This window comes from Lapillicoccus jejuensis, from assembly GCF_006715055.1.
GTDB classification, from domain to species: domain Bacteria; phylum Actinomycetota; class Actinomycetes; order Actinomycetales; family Dermatophilaceae; genus Lapillicoccus; species Lapillicoccus jejuensis.
Map to the genome: position 1 here is coordinate 4,051,636 of NZ_VFMN01000001.1, position 13,892 is coordinate 4,065,527.

Annotated in this window: 14 protein-coding genes; 8 read left to right on the plus strand and 6 right to left on the minus strand. The window is 73.2% G+C overall.

What is annotated here, in order from left to right; translation table 11 throughout:
• Positions 1-74: 74 nt before the first annotated feature.
• A complete protein-coding gene (locus FB458_RS18760; RefSeq protein ID WP_141849840.1) occupies positions 75-1,874 on the plus strand; it encodes an AMP-dependent synthetase/ligase in 1,800 nt (599 codons plus the stop codon).
• Here the strand turns inward: FB458_RS18760 and FB458_RS18765 are convergent.
• The 3 genes from FB458_RS18765 to FB458_RS18775 are packed head-to-tail and all read right to left on the minus strand — an operon-like array spanning position 1,853 to position 3,991.
• Positions 1,853-2,386, minus strand: a complete 534-nt coding sequence (locus FB458_RS18765) for an NUDIX hydrolase (RefSeq protein ID WP_141849841.1) — start codon at positions 2,384-2,386, stop codon at positions 1,853-1,855. The genes FB458_RS18760 and FB458_RS18765 overlap by 22 nt on opposite strands.
• Positions 2,383-3,702, minus strand: coding sequence for a hypothetical protein (locus tag FB458_RS21485; RefSeq protein WP_170185752.1), 1,320 nt, complete (start codon positions 3,700-3,702; stop codon positions 2,383-2,385). The genes FB458_RS18765 and FB458_RS21485 overlap by 4 nt, the downstream gene beginning before the upstream one ends.
• 37 nt (positions 3,703-3,739) lie before the next feature.
• The gene (locus FB458_RS18775) at positions 3,740-3,991 is read right to left on the minus strand and encodes a hypothetical protein (protein WP_211356093.1); all 252 of its coding nucleotides are present in this window, start codon (positions 3,989-3,991) and stop codon (positions 3,740-3,742) included.
• 175 nt (positions 3,992-4,166) lie between these two features.
• Between FB458_RS18775 and FB458_RS18780 the strand changes: the two genes are divergently transcribed.
• Both FB458_RS18780 and FB458_RS18785 read left to right on the plus strand, forming a co-directional pair.
• Positions 4,167-5,909: a DEDD exonuclease domain-containing protein gene (locus FB458_RS18780; RefSeq protein ID WP_141849842.1), complete on the plus strand. Its 1,743-nt coding sequence runs from the start codon at positions 4,167-4,169 to the stop codon at positions 5,907-5,909.
• A gap of 9 nt (positions 5,910-5,918) precedes the next feature.
• Positions 5,919-6,206 carry an Lrp/AsnC family transcriptional regulator gene (locus FB458_RS18785; RefSeq protein ID WP_141849843.1) on the plus strand — a complete coding sequence of 96 codons (288 nt, stop codon included), beginning with the start codon at positions 5,919-5,921 and terminating at the stop codon, positions 6,204-6,206.
• A 3-nt stretch (positions 6,207-6,209) separates the two neighbouring features.
• Here the strand turns inward: FB458_RS18785 and trpD are convergent, their stop codons facing one another.
• Positions 6,210-7,265, minus strand: coding sequence for an anthranilate phosphoribosyltransferase (gene trpD / locus FB458_RS18790; protein ID WP_141849844.1), 1,056 nt, complete (start codon positions 7,263-7,265; stop codon positions 6,210-6,212).
• Positions 7,266-7,272: 7 nt separating this feature from the next.
• Positions 7,273-7,749 (minus strand): response regulator, encoded by a 477-nt coding sequence (locus FB458_RS18795; RefSeq protein WP_246061375.1) that lies wholly within the window; start codon positions 7,747-7,749, stop codon positions 7,273-7,275.
• Between the two features lie 183 nt (positions 7,750-7,932).
• On the opposite strand from FB458_RS18795, the gene ctaE reads away from it, so the two are divergent.
• From ctaE to qcrB, 4 genes are all read left to right on the plus strand, one after another.
• Positions 7,933-8,565, plus strand: a complete 633-nt coding sequence (ctaE, locus tag FB458_RS18800; RefSeq protein WP_484177335.1) for an aa3-type cytochrome oxidase subunit III — start codon at positions 7,933-7,935, stop codon at positions 8,563-8,565.
• 10 nt (positions 8,566-8,575) lie between these two features.
• Positions 8,576-9,361 (plus strand): cytochrome bc1 complex diheme cytochrome c subunit, encoded by a 786-nt coding sequence (gene qcrC / locus FB458_RS18805; RefSeq protein WP_141849845.1) that lies wholly within the window; start codon positions 8,576-8,578, stop codon positions 9,359-9,361.
• A 106-nt stretch (positions 9,362-9,467) separates the two neighbouring features.
• Positions 9,468-10,556, plus strand: a complete 1,089-nt coding sequence (gene qcrA / locus FB458_RS18810) for a cytochrome bc1 complex Rieske iron-sulfur subunit (protein ID WP_141849846.1) — start codon at positions 9,468-9,470, stop codon at positions 10,554-10,556.
• The gene (qcrB, locus tag FB458_RS18815; protein WP_141849847.1) at positions 10,556-12,319 is read left to right on the plus strand and encodes a cytochrome bc1 complex cytochrome b subunit; all 1,764 of its coding nucleotides are present in this window, start codon (positions 10,556-10,558) and stop codon (positions 12,317-12,319) included. Before qcrA ends, qcrB begins: the two co-directional genes overlap by 1 nt.
• 305 nt (positions 12,320-12,624) lie before the next feature.
• On the opposite strand, the gene FB458_RS18820 is transcribed toward qcrB, so the two are convergent.
• A complete protein-coding gene (locus FB458_RS18820) occupies positions 12,625-13,461 on the minus strand; it encodes an inositol monophosphatase family protein (protein WP_141849848.1) in 837 nt (278 codons plus the stop codon).
• Positions 13,462-13,530: 69 nt separating this feature from the next.
• On the opposite strand from FB458_RS18820, the gene FB458_RS18825 reads away from it, so the two are divergent.
• On the plus strand, positions 13,531-13,890 hold the full coding sequence (locus tag FB458_RS18825; protein ID WP_425460859.1) for a metallopeptidase family protein: 360 nt from the start codon (positions 13,531-13,533) through the stop codon (positions 13,888-13,890).
• Positions 13,891-13,892: the final 2 nt, after the last annotated feature.

The following is a 13,892-nucleotide window of genomic DNA, read 5'->3' on the forward strand; positions in this document are numbered from 1 at the left end:
GGGGGCGGACCTTACCCATCGGTACAGTGGCCCCGCCCCACCTCGCCGTTCCCGTCCCGCAGGAAGAAGACCTCGTGCCCGACACCGTCGTCGCCCCGCTCGCGCCCCCGACCACGGAAGGCAACCTCGCGCTGACGGTCGTGCGCAACGCCACCGAGCAGCCGCACGCCGTGGTCTTCGCGCAGCGGGCGGGCGAGGGCTGGGCCGACGTCACGGCGGCGCAGTTCCGCCGCGACGTCGACGCGCTGGCCAAGGGCCTCGTCGCCGCGGGTGTCGGGGTGGGCGACCGCGTGGGCCTGATGTCGCGCACCCGTTACGAGTGGACGCTCGTCGACTACGCGGTGTGGACCGCCGGGGCGGTGACGGTGCCGATCTACGAGACGTCCTCGCCGGACCAGGTCGCGTGGATCCTCCAGGACTCCGGCGCCCGCGCGGTCGTCGTCGAGACCGAGCAGCACGCGGCGGCGGTCGCGCAGGTGCGCGACCGGGTCGAGGGCCTGCAGGACGTGTGGTCCATCGACGGCGGCGGCCTCGACGAGCTCGTCGCCGCCGGCCGCGAGGTGCCCGACGACGACCTCGAGGCGCGGCGGCGCAGCACCGACCGGACCTCGCTGGCGACGATCATCTACACCTCGGGGACGACCGGGCGCCCGAAGGGGTGCGAGCTGACCCACGGCAACTTCAAGGACCTGGCCGAGAACGCGCAGCGCAAGCTCGAGCAGGTCGTCGAGGCCGAGGGCGCCTCGACGCTGCTCTTCCTGCCGCTGGCGCACGTCTTCGCCCGCTTCATCCAGGTGCTGTGCGTCGAGGCCGGCGCGCGGATGGGGCACTCGGCCGACATCAAGACGCTGCTGCCGGACTTCGCCAGCTTCCGGCCGACCTTCATCCTCGCCGTCCCGCGGGTGTTCGAGAAGGTCTACAACTCGGCCGAGCAGACGGCGACCGGCGACGGCAAGGGGGCGATCTTCGCCCGCGCCGCGGCGACGGCGATCGCGTGGAGCGAGGCGCAGGACACCGGTGGCCCGGGGCTGCTGCTGCGGGGGCAGCACAAGGTCTTCGACCTGCTCGTCTACGGGAAGCTGCGGGCGGCGCTCGGCGGCCGGGTGCAGTACGCCGTCTCGGGCGGCGCCCCGCTCGGCACCCGTCTCGGCCACTTCTTCCGCGGCATCGGGGTCGTCGTCCTCGAGGGCTACGGCCTCACCGAGACGACCGCGCCGGCGACGGTCAACACCCCGGAGCGGGTCAAGATCGGCACGGTCGGCCGCCCGCTGCCGGGCGTGGGCATCCGGATCGCCGACGACGGCGAGGTGCTCATTCAGGGCGTCAACGTCTTCGCCCGCTACCACGACAACCCGGAGGCGACCGCGGACGCGGTGCGCGACGGGTGGTTCCATACCGGCGACCTCGGCGAGGTCGACGCCGACGGCTTCCTGCGGATCACGGGGCGCAAGAAGGAGATCCTCGTGACGGCGGGCGGCAAGAACGTTGCGCCGGCGGTGCTCGAGGACCGGCTGCGCGCCCACCCCCTCGTCTCCCAGTGCATGGTCGTCGGCGACGGCAAGCCGTTCATCGCGGCGCTCGTCACCCTCGACGAGGAGATGCTGCCGAGCTGGGCCAAGAACCACGGCAAGCCCGGGCTGAGCCTCGACGCCGCCCGCACCGACCCGGACGTCCGCGCCGAGATCGGGCAGGCCGTGGCCGACGCGAACACGGCGGTGAGCAAGGCCGAGTCGATCCGCAAGTTCGTCATCCTCCCGGGCGACTTCACCGAGGAGAGCGGGCACCTCACGCCGTCGCTCAAGCTCAAGCGCAACCTCGTCATGCGCGACTTCGGCGACGAGGTCGAGGAGCTCTACGCGGGCGGGCGCGACTGACCGGTCGCGCTCGCGCGGACCGCCCGCCACCGCGCGACGACCTCGGCGACCGCGTCCGGGGCGGGGAACACCGGCTCACCCAACGCGGCGAGCCCGTCCAGCGGGACCCAGCGCACCTCGAGGGTGGCCGCTCGCTCGACGTCGTCCACGCCGAGGAAGCGCGGCGTGGTCCGGGGCACGACGGCCACCCAGACGTCCTGGTGCTGCTCGATGACGACGCCGTCGAAGGGGAACGCGACGTCGTGGGGCAGGAACGGCCCGTCCACCTCGGCCGTGTCGAGGTCGAGACCGACCTCCTCGCGCGCCTCGCGGACGGCGGCCTCCCGCGGCCCCTCCCCCGCGTCGACGCCGCCACCGACGGTGAACCAGTACGGCGCCTCGGGTCGGCGCGGGTCGCAGCCGCGGATGAGCAGGACGTGGGTGAGGTCCTCGTCGAGGAGCAGCAGGCGGGCGGCGCGGCGTCGTACCACCGGGGTGGGCGGGTCGTGGGGCGTCCCTGCGGCGGTGGTCATCCGGCCGACCGTCGCACGTCGGCGGCCCACGCGGCGACGAACGCGTCCTGGGTCTGGGCGAGGACCCGCGGGAAGGCGGTGCGGACGACCGCCTGCGGCTGCGCGGCGGTGGCGGCGTCGACCGCGAGCCCGCCGGCGACCGCGCGGTAGAAGGCGACGAGCCGGTCCTGGCCGTGCTGCTCGGCGAGGAAACGCACGGCCAGCCAGGCCGCGTTGTAGACCGGGCCGATGGCGTCGCGCGTGGGGTCGAAGGCGCCGTCGTCGGGCAGCGCCGGGGCCGTCCCCGCCCTCACCTGGGCGAGGTACGGCGCCGCGACGACGCTCGGGGCGAGCCGCACCGTGGAGTAGCCGACGTAGTCCGCGAAGCCCTCCGACAGCCAGGTCGGCACCGTCCGCGTCGTCGAGCCGCGGACCGTGACGTGGGTCAGCTCGTGGGTGAGCACGACCCGACGGCCGTCGGGGGTCAGGCCGTCGAACGCGGTCGGGTTGACGTAGACCCGGTCCGTCGCCGCCGGCTGCCCCGCCACGAGGGGGCCGTCGGTCACGGCCGCCACCTGGTCCAGACCCGCGGCGTCGTCGCGCTGCAGCTGGGCGACGAGGCCGGCGGTGTCGGCGGGCGCGACGACGACGGCGGGCCGGGCCGAGCCCCAGACGGCCGCGATCCGGCTGTGGGCGGCGTCGGCGAGCGCGAGGTACTCGCGCAGCCGGGCCTCGGGGGCGCTGCCGACGACGAGGGTCGAGGGCGAGCGCAGCACCGTGAGCGGGCTGAGGTCCCACGGCTGCGCCGGCCCCGCCGACGCGACGTCCGCGAGCCGCCACCCCTCGGGGGTCCGCGTGACGACGTACGACGTCGGCACGCTGCGCAGCCCGGTGTCGTAGCCGGTGAGGCGGTAGCGCAGGTCGACCTGGACGACGACGGCGTCGGCGCCGTACGCGGCCCGCTGGCCGCTGGTCAGCGGCGGGCCGAGCTCGACCGACCCCGCCCCGTAGTCGCCGACCGGCAACCGGCGCATCCGGTCGAACAGCGCCGCCTGGGCCGCCGCGAAGGGCCGGGTGAGGTCGGCGACGGAGGCCAGCCAGGCCCGCTCGTCGCCGGCGGCGAGGGCGGCGCCACGCTGCCGGACGAGGGCGGCGACGGCGGCGCGCTGCTCGTCGGCGAGGCGGGTCGGCTCGGCGCTGCTGTCGGCCGCGGACGCCGTCCTCCCGGACCCGGGGACCGTCGCCGTCCCGCTCGTGCAGCCGCCGGCGACGAGGGCCAGGAGCAGGACGAGGGCCGCGAGGGGCGCCGTCCGTCGTCCCGTGCCCCGCCCCGTCACGCCGGGATCGTACGGCGGCGCGCTGGGGCTCCCGCGCTCAGCCGACCGCGCGGCGGCCCGGGTCGCGCTGACGGCGGGCGGTGAGCGTCGCCGCGTACCCCGCGTCGACGAGGCCCGCACGGACGAACACGTCGACGGCGCGCCGTTCGGCGTCGTCGAGCGGCAGCTCGTCCGGCGCCAGACCCGCCGCGGGCGGCGGGCCGAGCGCGGTGACGACGCACTCGTCGCACCGCACGTGCCGGACGGGACAGGTGTCGCAGTCGATGACCAGGGGGGTCGCAGCGCGCACGTCGCCTCCTTCTTCGGGTGGTTCCCGGGTCCCCGGGTGGGGTGGCGACGACGCTAGGGGCGACCACCGACAGCCCTCCCCGACAGCCCTCCCCCGGCACCCCGACAGACCCCGGACCCGCGGCGACCGGGCGCGCCTGAGCGGCCCTGTCGGTGGCCCCGTCTACCGTCGCGGCATGCAGGTGGTCCAGGGCACGCTCGACGAGCTGGGGACGTCGTTGGCCGACGTCACCTTCGTCGTCGTCGACCTCGAGACCACGGGCGGCAGCGCCTCCGCGTCGGCGATCACCGAGGTGGGTGCGGTCAAGGTCCGCGGCGGCGAGGTGCTCGGCGAGTTCCAGACCCTCGTGCGCCCGAGCGAGCCGATCCCCGCCTTCATCCAGGTGCTCACCGGGATCACCGACGCGATGGTCGCCGGGGCGCCGCGCATCGAGTCGGTCCTGCCGGCCTTCCTCGAGTTCGCCCGCGACAGCGTGCTGGTCGCGCACAACGCCGGGTTCGACATCTCCTTCCTCAAGGCCGCCGCGGCGGCGACCGGCCACGAGTGGCCGGGGTTCCGGGTCGTCGACACGGTCCACCTGGCCCGGCAGCTGGTGAGCCGCGACGAGTGCCGCAACCACAAGCTCTCCTCGCTCGCGGTCCTCTTCGGCGCGACCACGACCCCCGACCACCGGGCGCTGCACGACGCCCGCGCGACCGTCGACGTCCTGCACGGGCTGCTCGAGCGGGTGGGCAACCTCGGGGTCCACACCCTCGAGGAGCTGCGCAGCTACACCTCGCGGGTCACCCCGGCCCAGCGCCGCAAGCGGTTCCTCGCCGACGCGCTCCCCAGCGCGCCCGGGGTCTACGTCTTCCAGGACGCCGCCGGCCGCCCGCTCTACGTCGGCACGTCGCGCGACATCCGGACCCGGGCCCGCAGCTACTTCACCGCCTCCGAGCAGCGCACCCGCATGGCCGAGATGGTGGGGCTGGCGACGAGCATCCGGCCCATCGTGTGCCCGACGACGCTCGAGGCCCAGGTGCGCGAGCTGCGCCTCATCGCGGCCTACAAGCCCCGTTACAACCGCCGCTCGCGCTTCCCGGAGAAGGCCCTGTGGGTCAAGCTCACCGTCGAGCCGTTCCCGCGGCTGTCGATCGTGCGGCAGGTCCTCGCCGACGGCGCGCGCTACGTCGGCCCCTTCCGCACCCGGCTCGCGGCCGAGGCCGCGGTCGCGGCCGTGCACGAGGTCGTGCCGTTGCGCCAGTGCACGGCACGGCTGGGGTTGCGCGGCACCGGCTCGGAGTGCGCCCTCGCCGGCATGGGCCGGTGCGGCGCCCCGTGCTCCGGGCGGCAGAGCGTCGAGGAGTACGCGCAGGTCGTCGAGGAGGCCGCCGGTCTGCTCACCGGCGACGCGCGGCCCGTCACGGGGCGGCTGCGACGGCGGATGGGCGAGCTGTCCGCCCAGGAGCGCTACGAGGACGCCGGCACCGTCCGCGACCGGCTGCTGCACCTCGTGCGGGGGGCCGCCCGGGCGCAGCGGATCGCACCCCTGGCCGCCAGTCCCGAGCTGGTCGCCGCGCGGCGCGCCGAGCGCGGCGGCTGGGAGCTGGTCTGCGTGCGTCACGGGCGCCTCGCCGGCACCGGCGTCAGCCCCGCAGGCGCCGACCCCCTCCCGTACGTCGCCACGCTGCGCGCCACCGCGGAGGTCGTGCAGGCCCCCGTCGGGCCCGTCCCGGCCGCGTCCGCCGAGGAGACCGAGCTGGTGCTGCGCTGGCTCGAGGAGCCCGGCACCCGGATCGTCGAGCTCGACGGCACCTGGTCGTGCCCGGTGGGCGGGGCCGCGGGCCTGCGGGCGGTGCTCGAGCCCGCCGCCCGCGGCGACGTCGTCCCGTTCGACGACGACCCGGCTCCGGCACCCGCCCAGCGCGCCACCGCCTAGGCTGACGGCGTGATCACCGCCATCGTCCTCATCTCGTGCGACGTCGACCGGATCCCGGAGGTGGCGCAGGAGATCGCCGACCTCGAGGGCGTCACCGAGGTCTACTCGGTGACCGGTGGGGCCGACCTCATCGCGATGATCCGGGTGCGTCAGCACGAGGCCCTGGCCGACGTCATCGCCGACCGCCTCAGCAAGGTCGAGGGCGTCGTCGGCACCGAGACGCACATCGCCTTCCGCACCTACTCGCGGCACGACCTCGAGGCGGCCTTCAGCCTCGGCCTCGAGGGCGGCGACTGACCGCTAGGAGCGGGTGACGTCGACCCAGCGCTGCAGGAGGGTCGCCGCCGCCCCCGAGTCGACCGCGTGCTCGGCGCGGTCCATGCCCGCGCGGACGTCCGCGTGCAGGTCCTCGTCGCGGTCGCCGCGGTCCTCGCCGGTCAGCGCGAGGGCCAGCCCGGCGTTGAGGACGACCGCGTCGCGCACCGGTCCGCGGGCGCCGGCGAAGACCTCGCGCACGACCTGGGCGTTGTGGGCCGCGTCGCCCCCGCGCAGCGCGTCGGTCGGGCTGACCGGCAGCCCGAGGCGGGCCGGGTCCAGACGGGCCTCGCGGACCGTGCCACCGCGCACCCACCACACGGACGACGTCGTCTCGAGCGTCAGCTCGTCGAGGCCGTCGTCCCCGCGGAACACCGCGGCGTCGCGCCCCCGTTCGGCGAAGACGCCGGCGACGACCGGGGCCATCCGGCGGTCGGCGACCCCGACGGCGGCGTACGTGGGCTGGGCGGGGTTGGTGAGCGGGCCGAGGAAGTTGAAGGCCGTGCCGATGCCGAGCGCCCCGCGGGCCTCGGCCGCGTGCCGGAAGGACGGGTGGAACACCTGCGCGAAGCAGAAGGTGATCCCCGCCTCCCGGGCGACCTGCGCGACCCGGGCGACCGGCAGCCGCAGGTCGACGCCGAGGGCCTCGAGGACGTCGGCGGAGCCGGAGGACGACGACGCCGCGCGGTTGCCGTGCTTGACGACCGTGACGCCCGCCGCCGCGCAGACCATCGCCGCGGTGGTCGAGATGTTGACGGTGTGCCGGCGGTCCCCGCCGGTGCCGACGATGTCGAGGCTGGGGCCGGGCACCTCGATGCGGTGCGCGTGCTCGAGCATCGTGGCGGCGATGCCGCGCATCTCCTCGGTGCTCTCGCCCTTGGTGCGCAGCCCCATGAGGAAGCCCGCGACCTGGGCGGAGCTGGCCTCGCCGGACATGATGCGGTCCATCACCCACGCGGCCGCGTCGGCGTCGAGGTCCTCCCGTGCGACGAGGGTGGCGAAGACGTCGGGCCAGGTACGGGGCGAGCCGGCCGTCGTCACCCCGCGGTCACCCGCGCCGGACGGCGGACCGGCGCGCCAGCTCGGCCACGGCGCGGCACAGGGCGACCGGGTCGAGCGGGTGCGGCACGGCGAGGTCGGCCTGCGACCACGCCGCGAGCCAGCCGTCCTGGGGGCGACCGGTGAGGACGAGGACGGGCGGGCAGTCGAAGATCTCGTTCTTCAGCTGCTTGGTCAGCCCCAGCCCACCGATGGGCGAGGACTCCCCGTCGAGGACGAGGACGTCGAGCCCGCCCTCCTCGACGGCCTCGACGACGGCGGCCGGGGTGGCGACCTCGCGCCAGCCCACGACCTCCACGTCCTTGGCCGGCCGCCGGCCGACCCCCACCCGGACGGCGTCGCGGGTCGCCACGTCGTCGCTGAAGAGCAGGACCCGCACCTGGACCGGGCCGGCGGCGCCGGCCGTCGCCGCGGGGGTGCCGGAGGGGACCTCGGAGGACGTCGGGGAGACCGGGGCTGCAGCCATGGCGGCGATGCTACCGGTGGGGGGACCCACCCTCATGGGCGGCTCCGAGGCGGGACCGAGGAGACGAACAGGTCACGACCCGACGATGGGCGGGGGGTCGCCTCCTCGCTGTCGGACCGAGGAGGCATACTTCTGGGCGTGGCGACAGCAGCAGCGACTACGAGCTCCCCCCCGCACGGAGGAGTGTCCCGACCCGACATGGTGTCGGTCGGCACCATCGTCTGGCTCTCCAGCGAGCTGATGTTCTTCGCGGGGCTCTTCGCGATGTACTTCCAGATCCGTTCGCTCTCGCCCGAGCTGTGGGCCGAGCACACCGCCAAGCTCAACGTGCCGTTCGCCTCGGTCAACTGCGCCGTGCTGGTCATCTCCTCCGTGTGGTGCCAGCTGGGCGTCTGGAAGGCCGAGGCCGGCCAGCCCAAGCGCACCGGCAAGCTGTGGCAGGTCGGCTTCCTCGACGGCCTGCGCCGCTCCGGCGGCAGCAAGCCCTCGTGGGGCATGCGCGAGTGGTACGTCGTCACCTACCTCTTCGGCGCCTTCTTCATCGCCGGGCAGGTCTTCGAGTACGCCGAGCTGACCTCGGAGAACATCACGCTCTCCTCCGACCGTTACGGCTCGGTCTTCTACCTCACCACCGGCTTCCACGGCATGCACGTGACCGGCGGTCTCATCGCCTTCCTGCTCATCATCGGGCGCACCTTCACGACCAAGCGGTACAGCCACGCGCAGGCCCTCGGGGCCGTCGTGACCTCGTACTACTGGCACTTCGTCGACGTCGTGTGGATCGCGCTGTTCGCCACGATCTACCTGCTCAAGTGAGGACCGACTCGTGAACGCTCTGGCCGCCCGTCGCCGCCACCCCGCCGCGATCGCCATCCTCCTGCTGCTCGGCCTCGTCGCCGTCGGCGGTGCCTACTCGCTGCTCGCCCCCCGTCAGGCCGACGCCTCCGTCGTCGCCGCCGGCGACCTGAGCAAGGGCAAGGCCCTGTTCCTGGCCAACTGCGCCACCTGCCACGGCATGAACGCGCAGGGCTCGAGCGCCGGACCGACGCTCGTCGGCGTCGGCGCCGCGTCGGTCGACTTCCAGGTCGGCACCGGCCGCATGCCGCTCGCCGGACCCAACGTCCAGGCCCAGCGCAACGACAACGTCAAGTTCTCGCAGGAGGAGATCCAGGACATGGCGGCGTACGTCGCCTCCCTGGCCCCCGGCCCAGCCGTCCCGAACTCGGAGTACACCGAGGGGCAGAACGCGGACGTCGCCCGCGGTGGCGAGCTCTTCCGGGTCAACTGCGCGATGTGCCACAACTACGCCGGGTCCGGCGGTGCCTTGACCCGCGGCAAGTACGCGCCGTCGCTCAAGGGCGTCGAGGGCAAGTACATCTACGAGGCGATGGTCACGGGCCCGCAGTCGATGCCGGTCTTCAACGACGCCAACATCTCCCCGGAGAACAAGAACGACATCATCGCCTACCTGCAGGCCACGCAGGAGGAGCAGAAGGTCGGCGGCATGGACCTGGGCAACCTAGGTCCGGTGTCCGAGGGCCTGTTCATCTGGGTCTTCGGCCTCGGCATCATGCTCGGCTGCGCGTTCTGGCTCGGCCAGAAGGCGGCGTGAGCACCGTCCCCGCGCCGGTGACGAAGACCACCGCGCTCCTGCGGCTGCCCTGGGCCGCACCTTTTGGCACACTGGTAGGCAACGACTCGACGGGATCGAGCACTTCATGAACGAACACAGCACCAGCGACGCGTCCACCGACGTCGTGCGCCTGGACGAGGGCCACCACGAGGGCACCGGCGGTCTTCCGGAGCGTTTCGAGAACCCCGGTCTGCCGCCGCACGTCCACCGCCTGTCCGACGACAGCGAGGGTGGCGCCAAGCGCGCCGAGCGCCAGGTCGCCACGATGTTCGGCCTGTCGATGCTGGCCACCCTGCTCTTCATCGTGGCCTACTTCGCCATCGACCGGACCGCCTCGATCTACCTTCCGGGCATCGGCAAGGCCAACGCCCTCAACGTCAGCCTCGGCGTGACGATGGGCCTGTCCCTCTTCCTCATCGGCGCCGGCGCCGTGCACTGGGCCAAGACGCTCATGCCCGACACCGAGATCGTCGAGGAGCGGCACGTCCAGCGCTCCGACGACGCGACCCGCGACAAGGCCGTCGGCATCGTCCTCGAGGGCGGGGAGAAGGCCCAGCTGGGCCGTCGCCCGCTCATCAAGGCCTCGATGAGTGGGGCGCTGGGGCTGTTCGCCCTCCCCTTCGTCGTCCAGGTCGCCGGCTCGCTCGGCAACCCGACGACGGCCCTGTCGGGGCTGCGCTCCACGCTGTGGGACGCCGCCACCGCCCAGAAGCCGATGCGCCTGGTCCGCGACCCCGAGGGGACGCCGGTCAAGGCCGAGGACGTCACGATCGGCTCGGTGTTCCACATCCTCCCGGAGAACATCAAGGACTCCGAGCACGTGCTCGAGGACAAGGGCAAGGCCGCGGTCCTGCTCATGCGTCTCGACCCGTCGCAGTTCATGCCCGGCCACGCCGGCGACAAGTCCCAGTCCTGGGGCTACCAGGGCATCATCGCCTACTCCAAGATCTGCACCCACGTGGGCTGCCCCGTGGGTCTGTACGAGCAGCAGACGCACCACCTGCTCTGCCCGTGCCACCAGTCGACGTTCGACGCCACCAACGACATGAACGTCATCTTCGGTCCGGCCAAGAGGCCGCTGCCGCAGCTGAAGATCACCGTCGACGACGAGGGCTACCTCGTCGCCCCGCAGGGCTTCCAGGAGCCCGTCGGACCGAGTTTCTGGGAGCGCTGATGACCACCACAGCAGACCCGCGGACCGCAGCGTCGCTGCGCGAGGGCGACCAGGGCCCGAGCGACACCGTCGTCAGCGACGGTGCGCGCAAGGCCGGAGGGGTCGCCGGTTGGCTGGACGACCGCACGGGAGCCGCCAAGCTGGGCGCCTTCCTGCTCAAGAAGGTCTTCCCCGACCACTGGTCGTTCATGCTGGGCGAGATCGCGATGTACTCGATGATCATCTGCCTGCTGTCCGGCACCTTCCTCACCTTCTGGTACGTGCCGAGCGCGGGTCAGGTCGTGTACGACGGGTCGTACCTGCCGCTGCAGGGGGTGACCGTCTCCGACGCCTACCGCTCGACGCTCGACATCTCGTTCGACATCCGCGGTGGTCTGCTCATCCGGCAGATCCACCACTGGGCCGCGCTCATGTTCATCGTCGCGGTGACCGTGCACATGTTCCGGGTGTTCTTCACCGGGGCGTTCCGCAAGCCGCGCGAGATCAACTGGGTCATCGGCACGATCCTGTCGATGCTCTCCCTCATCGAGGGCTTCGCCGGCTACTCCCTTCCGGACGACCTGCTCTCCGGCACCGGCCTGCGGGCCGCCGAGGGGTTCATGCAGTCGATCCCGATCGTGGGCAGCTACATCGCCTACATGGTCTTCGACGGACCGTTCCCCGGCGAGGCGATCATCCCGCGCCTGTACTCCGTCCACATCCTGCTGCTGCCGGCGATCCTCGTCGGTCTGTTCACCGCCCACATCCTGCTCGTGCTCATCCACAAGCACACGCAGTACCCGGGGCCTGGCCGGACGCAGAACAACGTCGTGGGCTACCCGCTCATGCCGGTCTACATGGCCAAGGCCGGTGGCTTCTTCTTCATGGTCTTCGGGGTCATCGCGCTCATCGCCGCGCTGGTGACGATCAACCCGATCTGGGCCTACGGCCCGTACGACCCCTCCCCCGTCACCGCCGGCTCCCAGCCGGACTGGTACATGGGCTTCGCTGACGGCGCCCTGCGCCTCATCCCGGGGTGGTTCGAGTTCGTGGCCTTCGACCGCACGTGGAGCATGAACGTCTTCGTCGGCGCCATCCTGCTCATCCCGGTGCTGTTCGGCATCGCGGGCGCGTACCCCTTCATCGAGTCGTGGGTCACCGGTGACCAGCGCGAGCACCACCTCCTCGACCGCCCGCGCAACGCCCCGACCCGCACGGGTCTCGGCGTCATGGCGATCAGCTTCTACCTCATCCTCTTCTTCGCCTCCGGCAACGACCTCATGGCGATCAAGCTGCACCTGTCGATCAACGACCTGACCAACATCTTCCGGGTCAGCCTGCTCGTGGTGCCGCCGCTCGCCTTCTGGGTGACCAAGCGGATCTGCCTCAGCCTGCAGCGCCACGACCGCGAGACGGTCCTGCACGGTCGGGAGAGCGGCACGATCATCCGCACCCCCGAGGGCCGGTTCTTCGAGAAGCACGACGAGCTGGACCCGTTCGAGCGCTGGACCCTCGTCCAGCACGACGCCGTCCACCCGCTCGCCCTCGAGTCCGGCACCGACGGCAACGGCGTCGCCAGCCCGGCGGCGCGCAAGGACCGCCTGCGCGCCAAGCTGTCCCACTTCTACTTCAAGGACGTGGTCCAGCCCGTCACGCCGGCCGAGCTGGCCGCCGCGCACGCCCACGGCGAGCACGAGGCCCTGCCGAGCGCCGAGCCGGAGCGCGAGGCGCTCCCGGCCAGCGAGCGCGAGGTCGTCAAGCGGCAGCGCGAGGAGAACCTCTGATCGCCTGCTGAGCAGCCTCGGGAAGGCCCCGGAGTCCTCACGGACCCCGGGGCCTTCCCGCGTCCCCGTCCACGCGCAGCGTCCGCATCGGTGGGCCACTGGTGTCCCATTGCTGCGGACGTCCCGCCTCACCCACCACCGCTGCGCCCGCGCTTCCGAGGCACCGGTGCCGACGCAGGACACCCGGACGTCAGAGAACGTGGTAGCCGCAGCCGCCGACTCCTCGGACGTACGACGCCACGACCTGGCCAGCGTCCGAGACGGCGGCTGTCCCCGCCGCCAGGATCTCGGACGCTGCCGGCGGGTCAGGACGACGTCAGGGCGGCGCTGAGCTCCTCCACGGCCGTCGGGGAGCCGGCGAGGTGCCAGCGGCGGCCACGGTGCTCCAGGACGTGCGTGCGACCACCGGCACCGAGGACGAGGGCGTGGCCGGGATACCAGTCCCAGTCGAGGACGGAGTGCTGCGCCCACACCCCGAGGCGGCCGGTCGCCACCGAGGCCAGGTCGACCGACGACGAGCCGAGCATGCGCACGGTGGCCACCCGCGAGGTCATGGCCAACCACGGCTCACGCAGGTCGTCCCGGTGGATCGCCGTCGGGTGCAGGTAGGTGCCGAATCCGCAGTGCGCGGCGGGCCGGTCCTCGACCCGGTCCACCGGCCGCCCGTCGAGCGTCGTGGGCAGGTCGGGACCACCCAGCCAGGTCTCTCCTGACACCGGCTGGTGCACGGCCCCCAGGACGGCCGCCCCGTCGGCCCCGCGCAGGGCCAGGGCGCTGCACCAGTAGCCGGCGCCGGAGTAGAAGTTGTACGTCCCGTCCACGGGGTCGACGACCCACGTGCGGCCGGAGCGGCTGGCGCGCGAGGCCCCCTCCTCCCCCACGAGCCCGTCGTCCGGCCGGGCACGGGCCAGGGCGCGCGTGACGAAGGCCTCCGCCGCGCGGTCGGCGGCCGTGACGATGTCGGAGACCGACGTCTTGCGCTCGGCCTCCAGGCCGCCCGCCCGCAGGTCCGCCGCGAGCCGTCCGGCCCGCTGCACGAGCGCGACGGCGAGGTCGGCGTCCGGGAGACCCGGGTCCACCCCCTGCACGAGGTCGCTGAGGTCGGGCAGGTCGTCGGCGGCGCGCGCACTCGTCTCGCTCACCCCGCGAGCCTAGGACCGTCAGGGTGCCCGTCCGGACCCGGCCCGATCCCCGCGTGCGAGAGTGGCCCGGTGGATCACCTGCGCCTCAGCGACGCCGAGTTCGAGGACGCGGTGGGCGACGCCCTCGACCTCATCCCCGACGAGCTGGCGCGGCTCATGCGCAACGTCGCCGTCCTCGTCGAGGACGAGCCGTCGTCGGACGACCCCGAGCTGCTCGGCCTGTACGAGGGCACGCCGCTCACCGCGCGCGACTCCTGGTGGGACGCCGGCTCCATGCCCGACCGGATTACCGTCTACCAGGGGCCTCTGCAGCGGATGTGCACGACGCGGGACGAGCTGCTCGACGAGATCGCCGTCACCGTCGTCCACGAGGTCGCCCACCACTTCGGCATCGACGACGACCGCCTGCACGAGCTCGGCTGGGGCTGACG

What these genes read in the sequence shown, in the direction of transcription:
- qcrA (WP_141849846.1), top strand. Translation starts at nt 9,468, where the DNA reads ATGAACGAACACAGCACCAGCGACGCGTCCACCGACGTCGTGCGCCTG.
- FB458_RS18765 (WP_141849841.1), bottom strand. Translation starts at nt 2,386, where the DNA reads ATGACCACCGCCGCAGGGACGCCCCACGACCCGCCCACCCCGGTGGTA.
- FB458_RS18795 (WP_246061375.1), bottom strand. Translation starts at nt 7,749, where the DNA reads ATGGCTGCAGCCCCGGTCTCCCCGACGTCCTCCGAGGTCCCCTCCGGC.
- qcrB (WP_141849847.1), top strand. Translation starts at nt 10,556, where the DNA reads ATGACCACCACAGCAGACCCGCGGACCGCAGCGTCGCTGCGCGAGGGC.
- FB458_RS18780 (WP_141849842.1), top strand. Translation starts at nt 4,167, where the DNA reads ATGCAGGTGGTCCAGGGCACGCTCGACGAGCTGGGGACGTCGTTGGCC.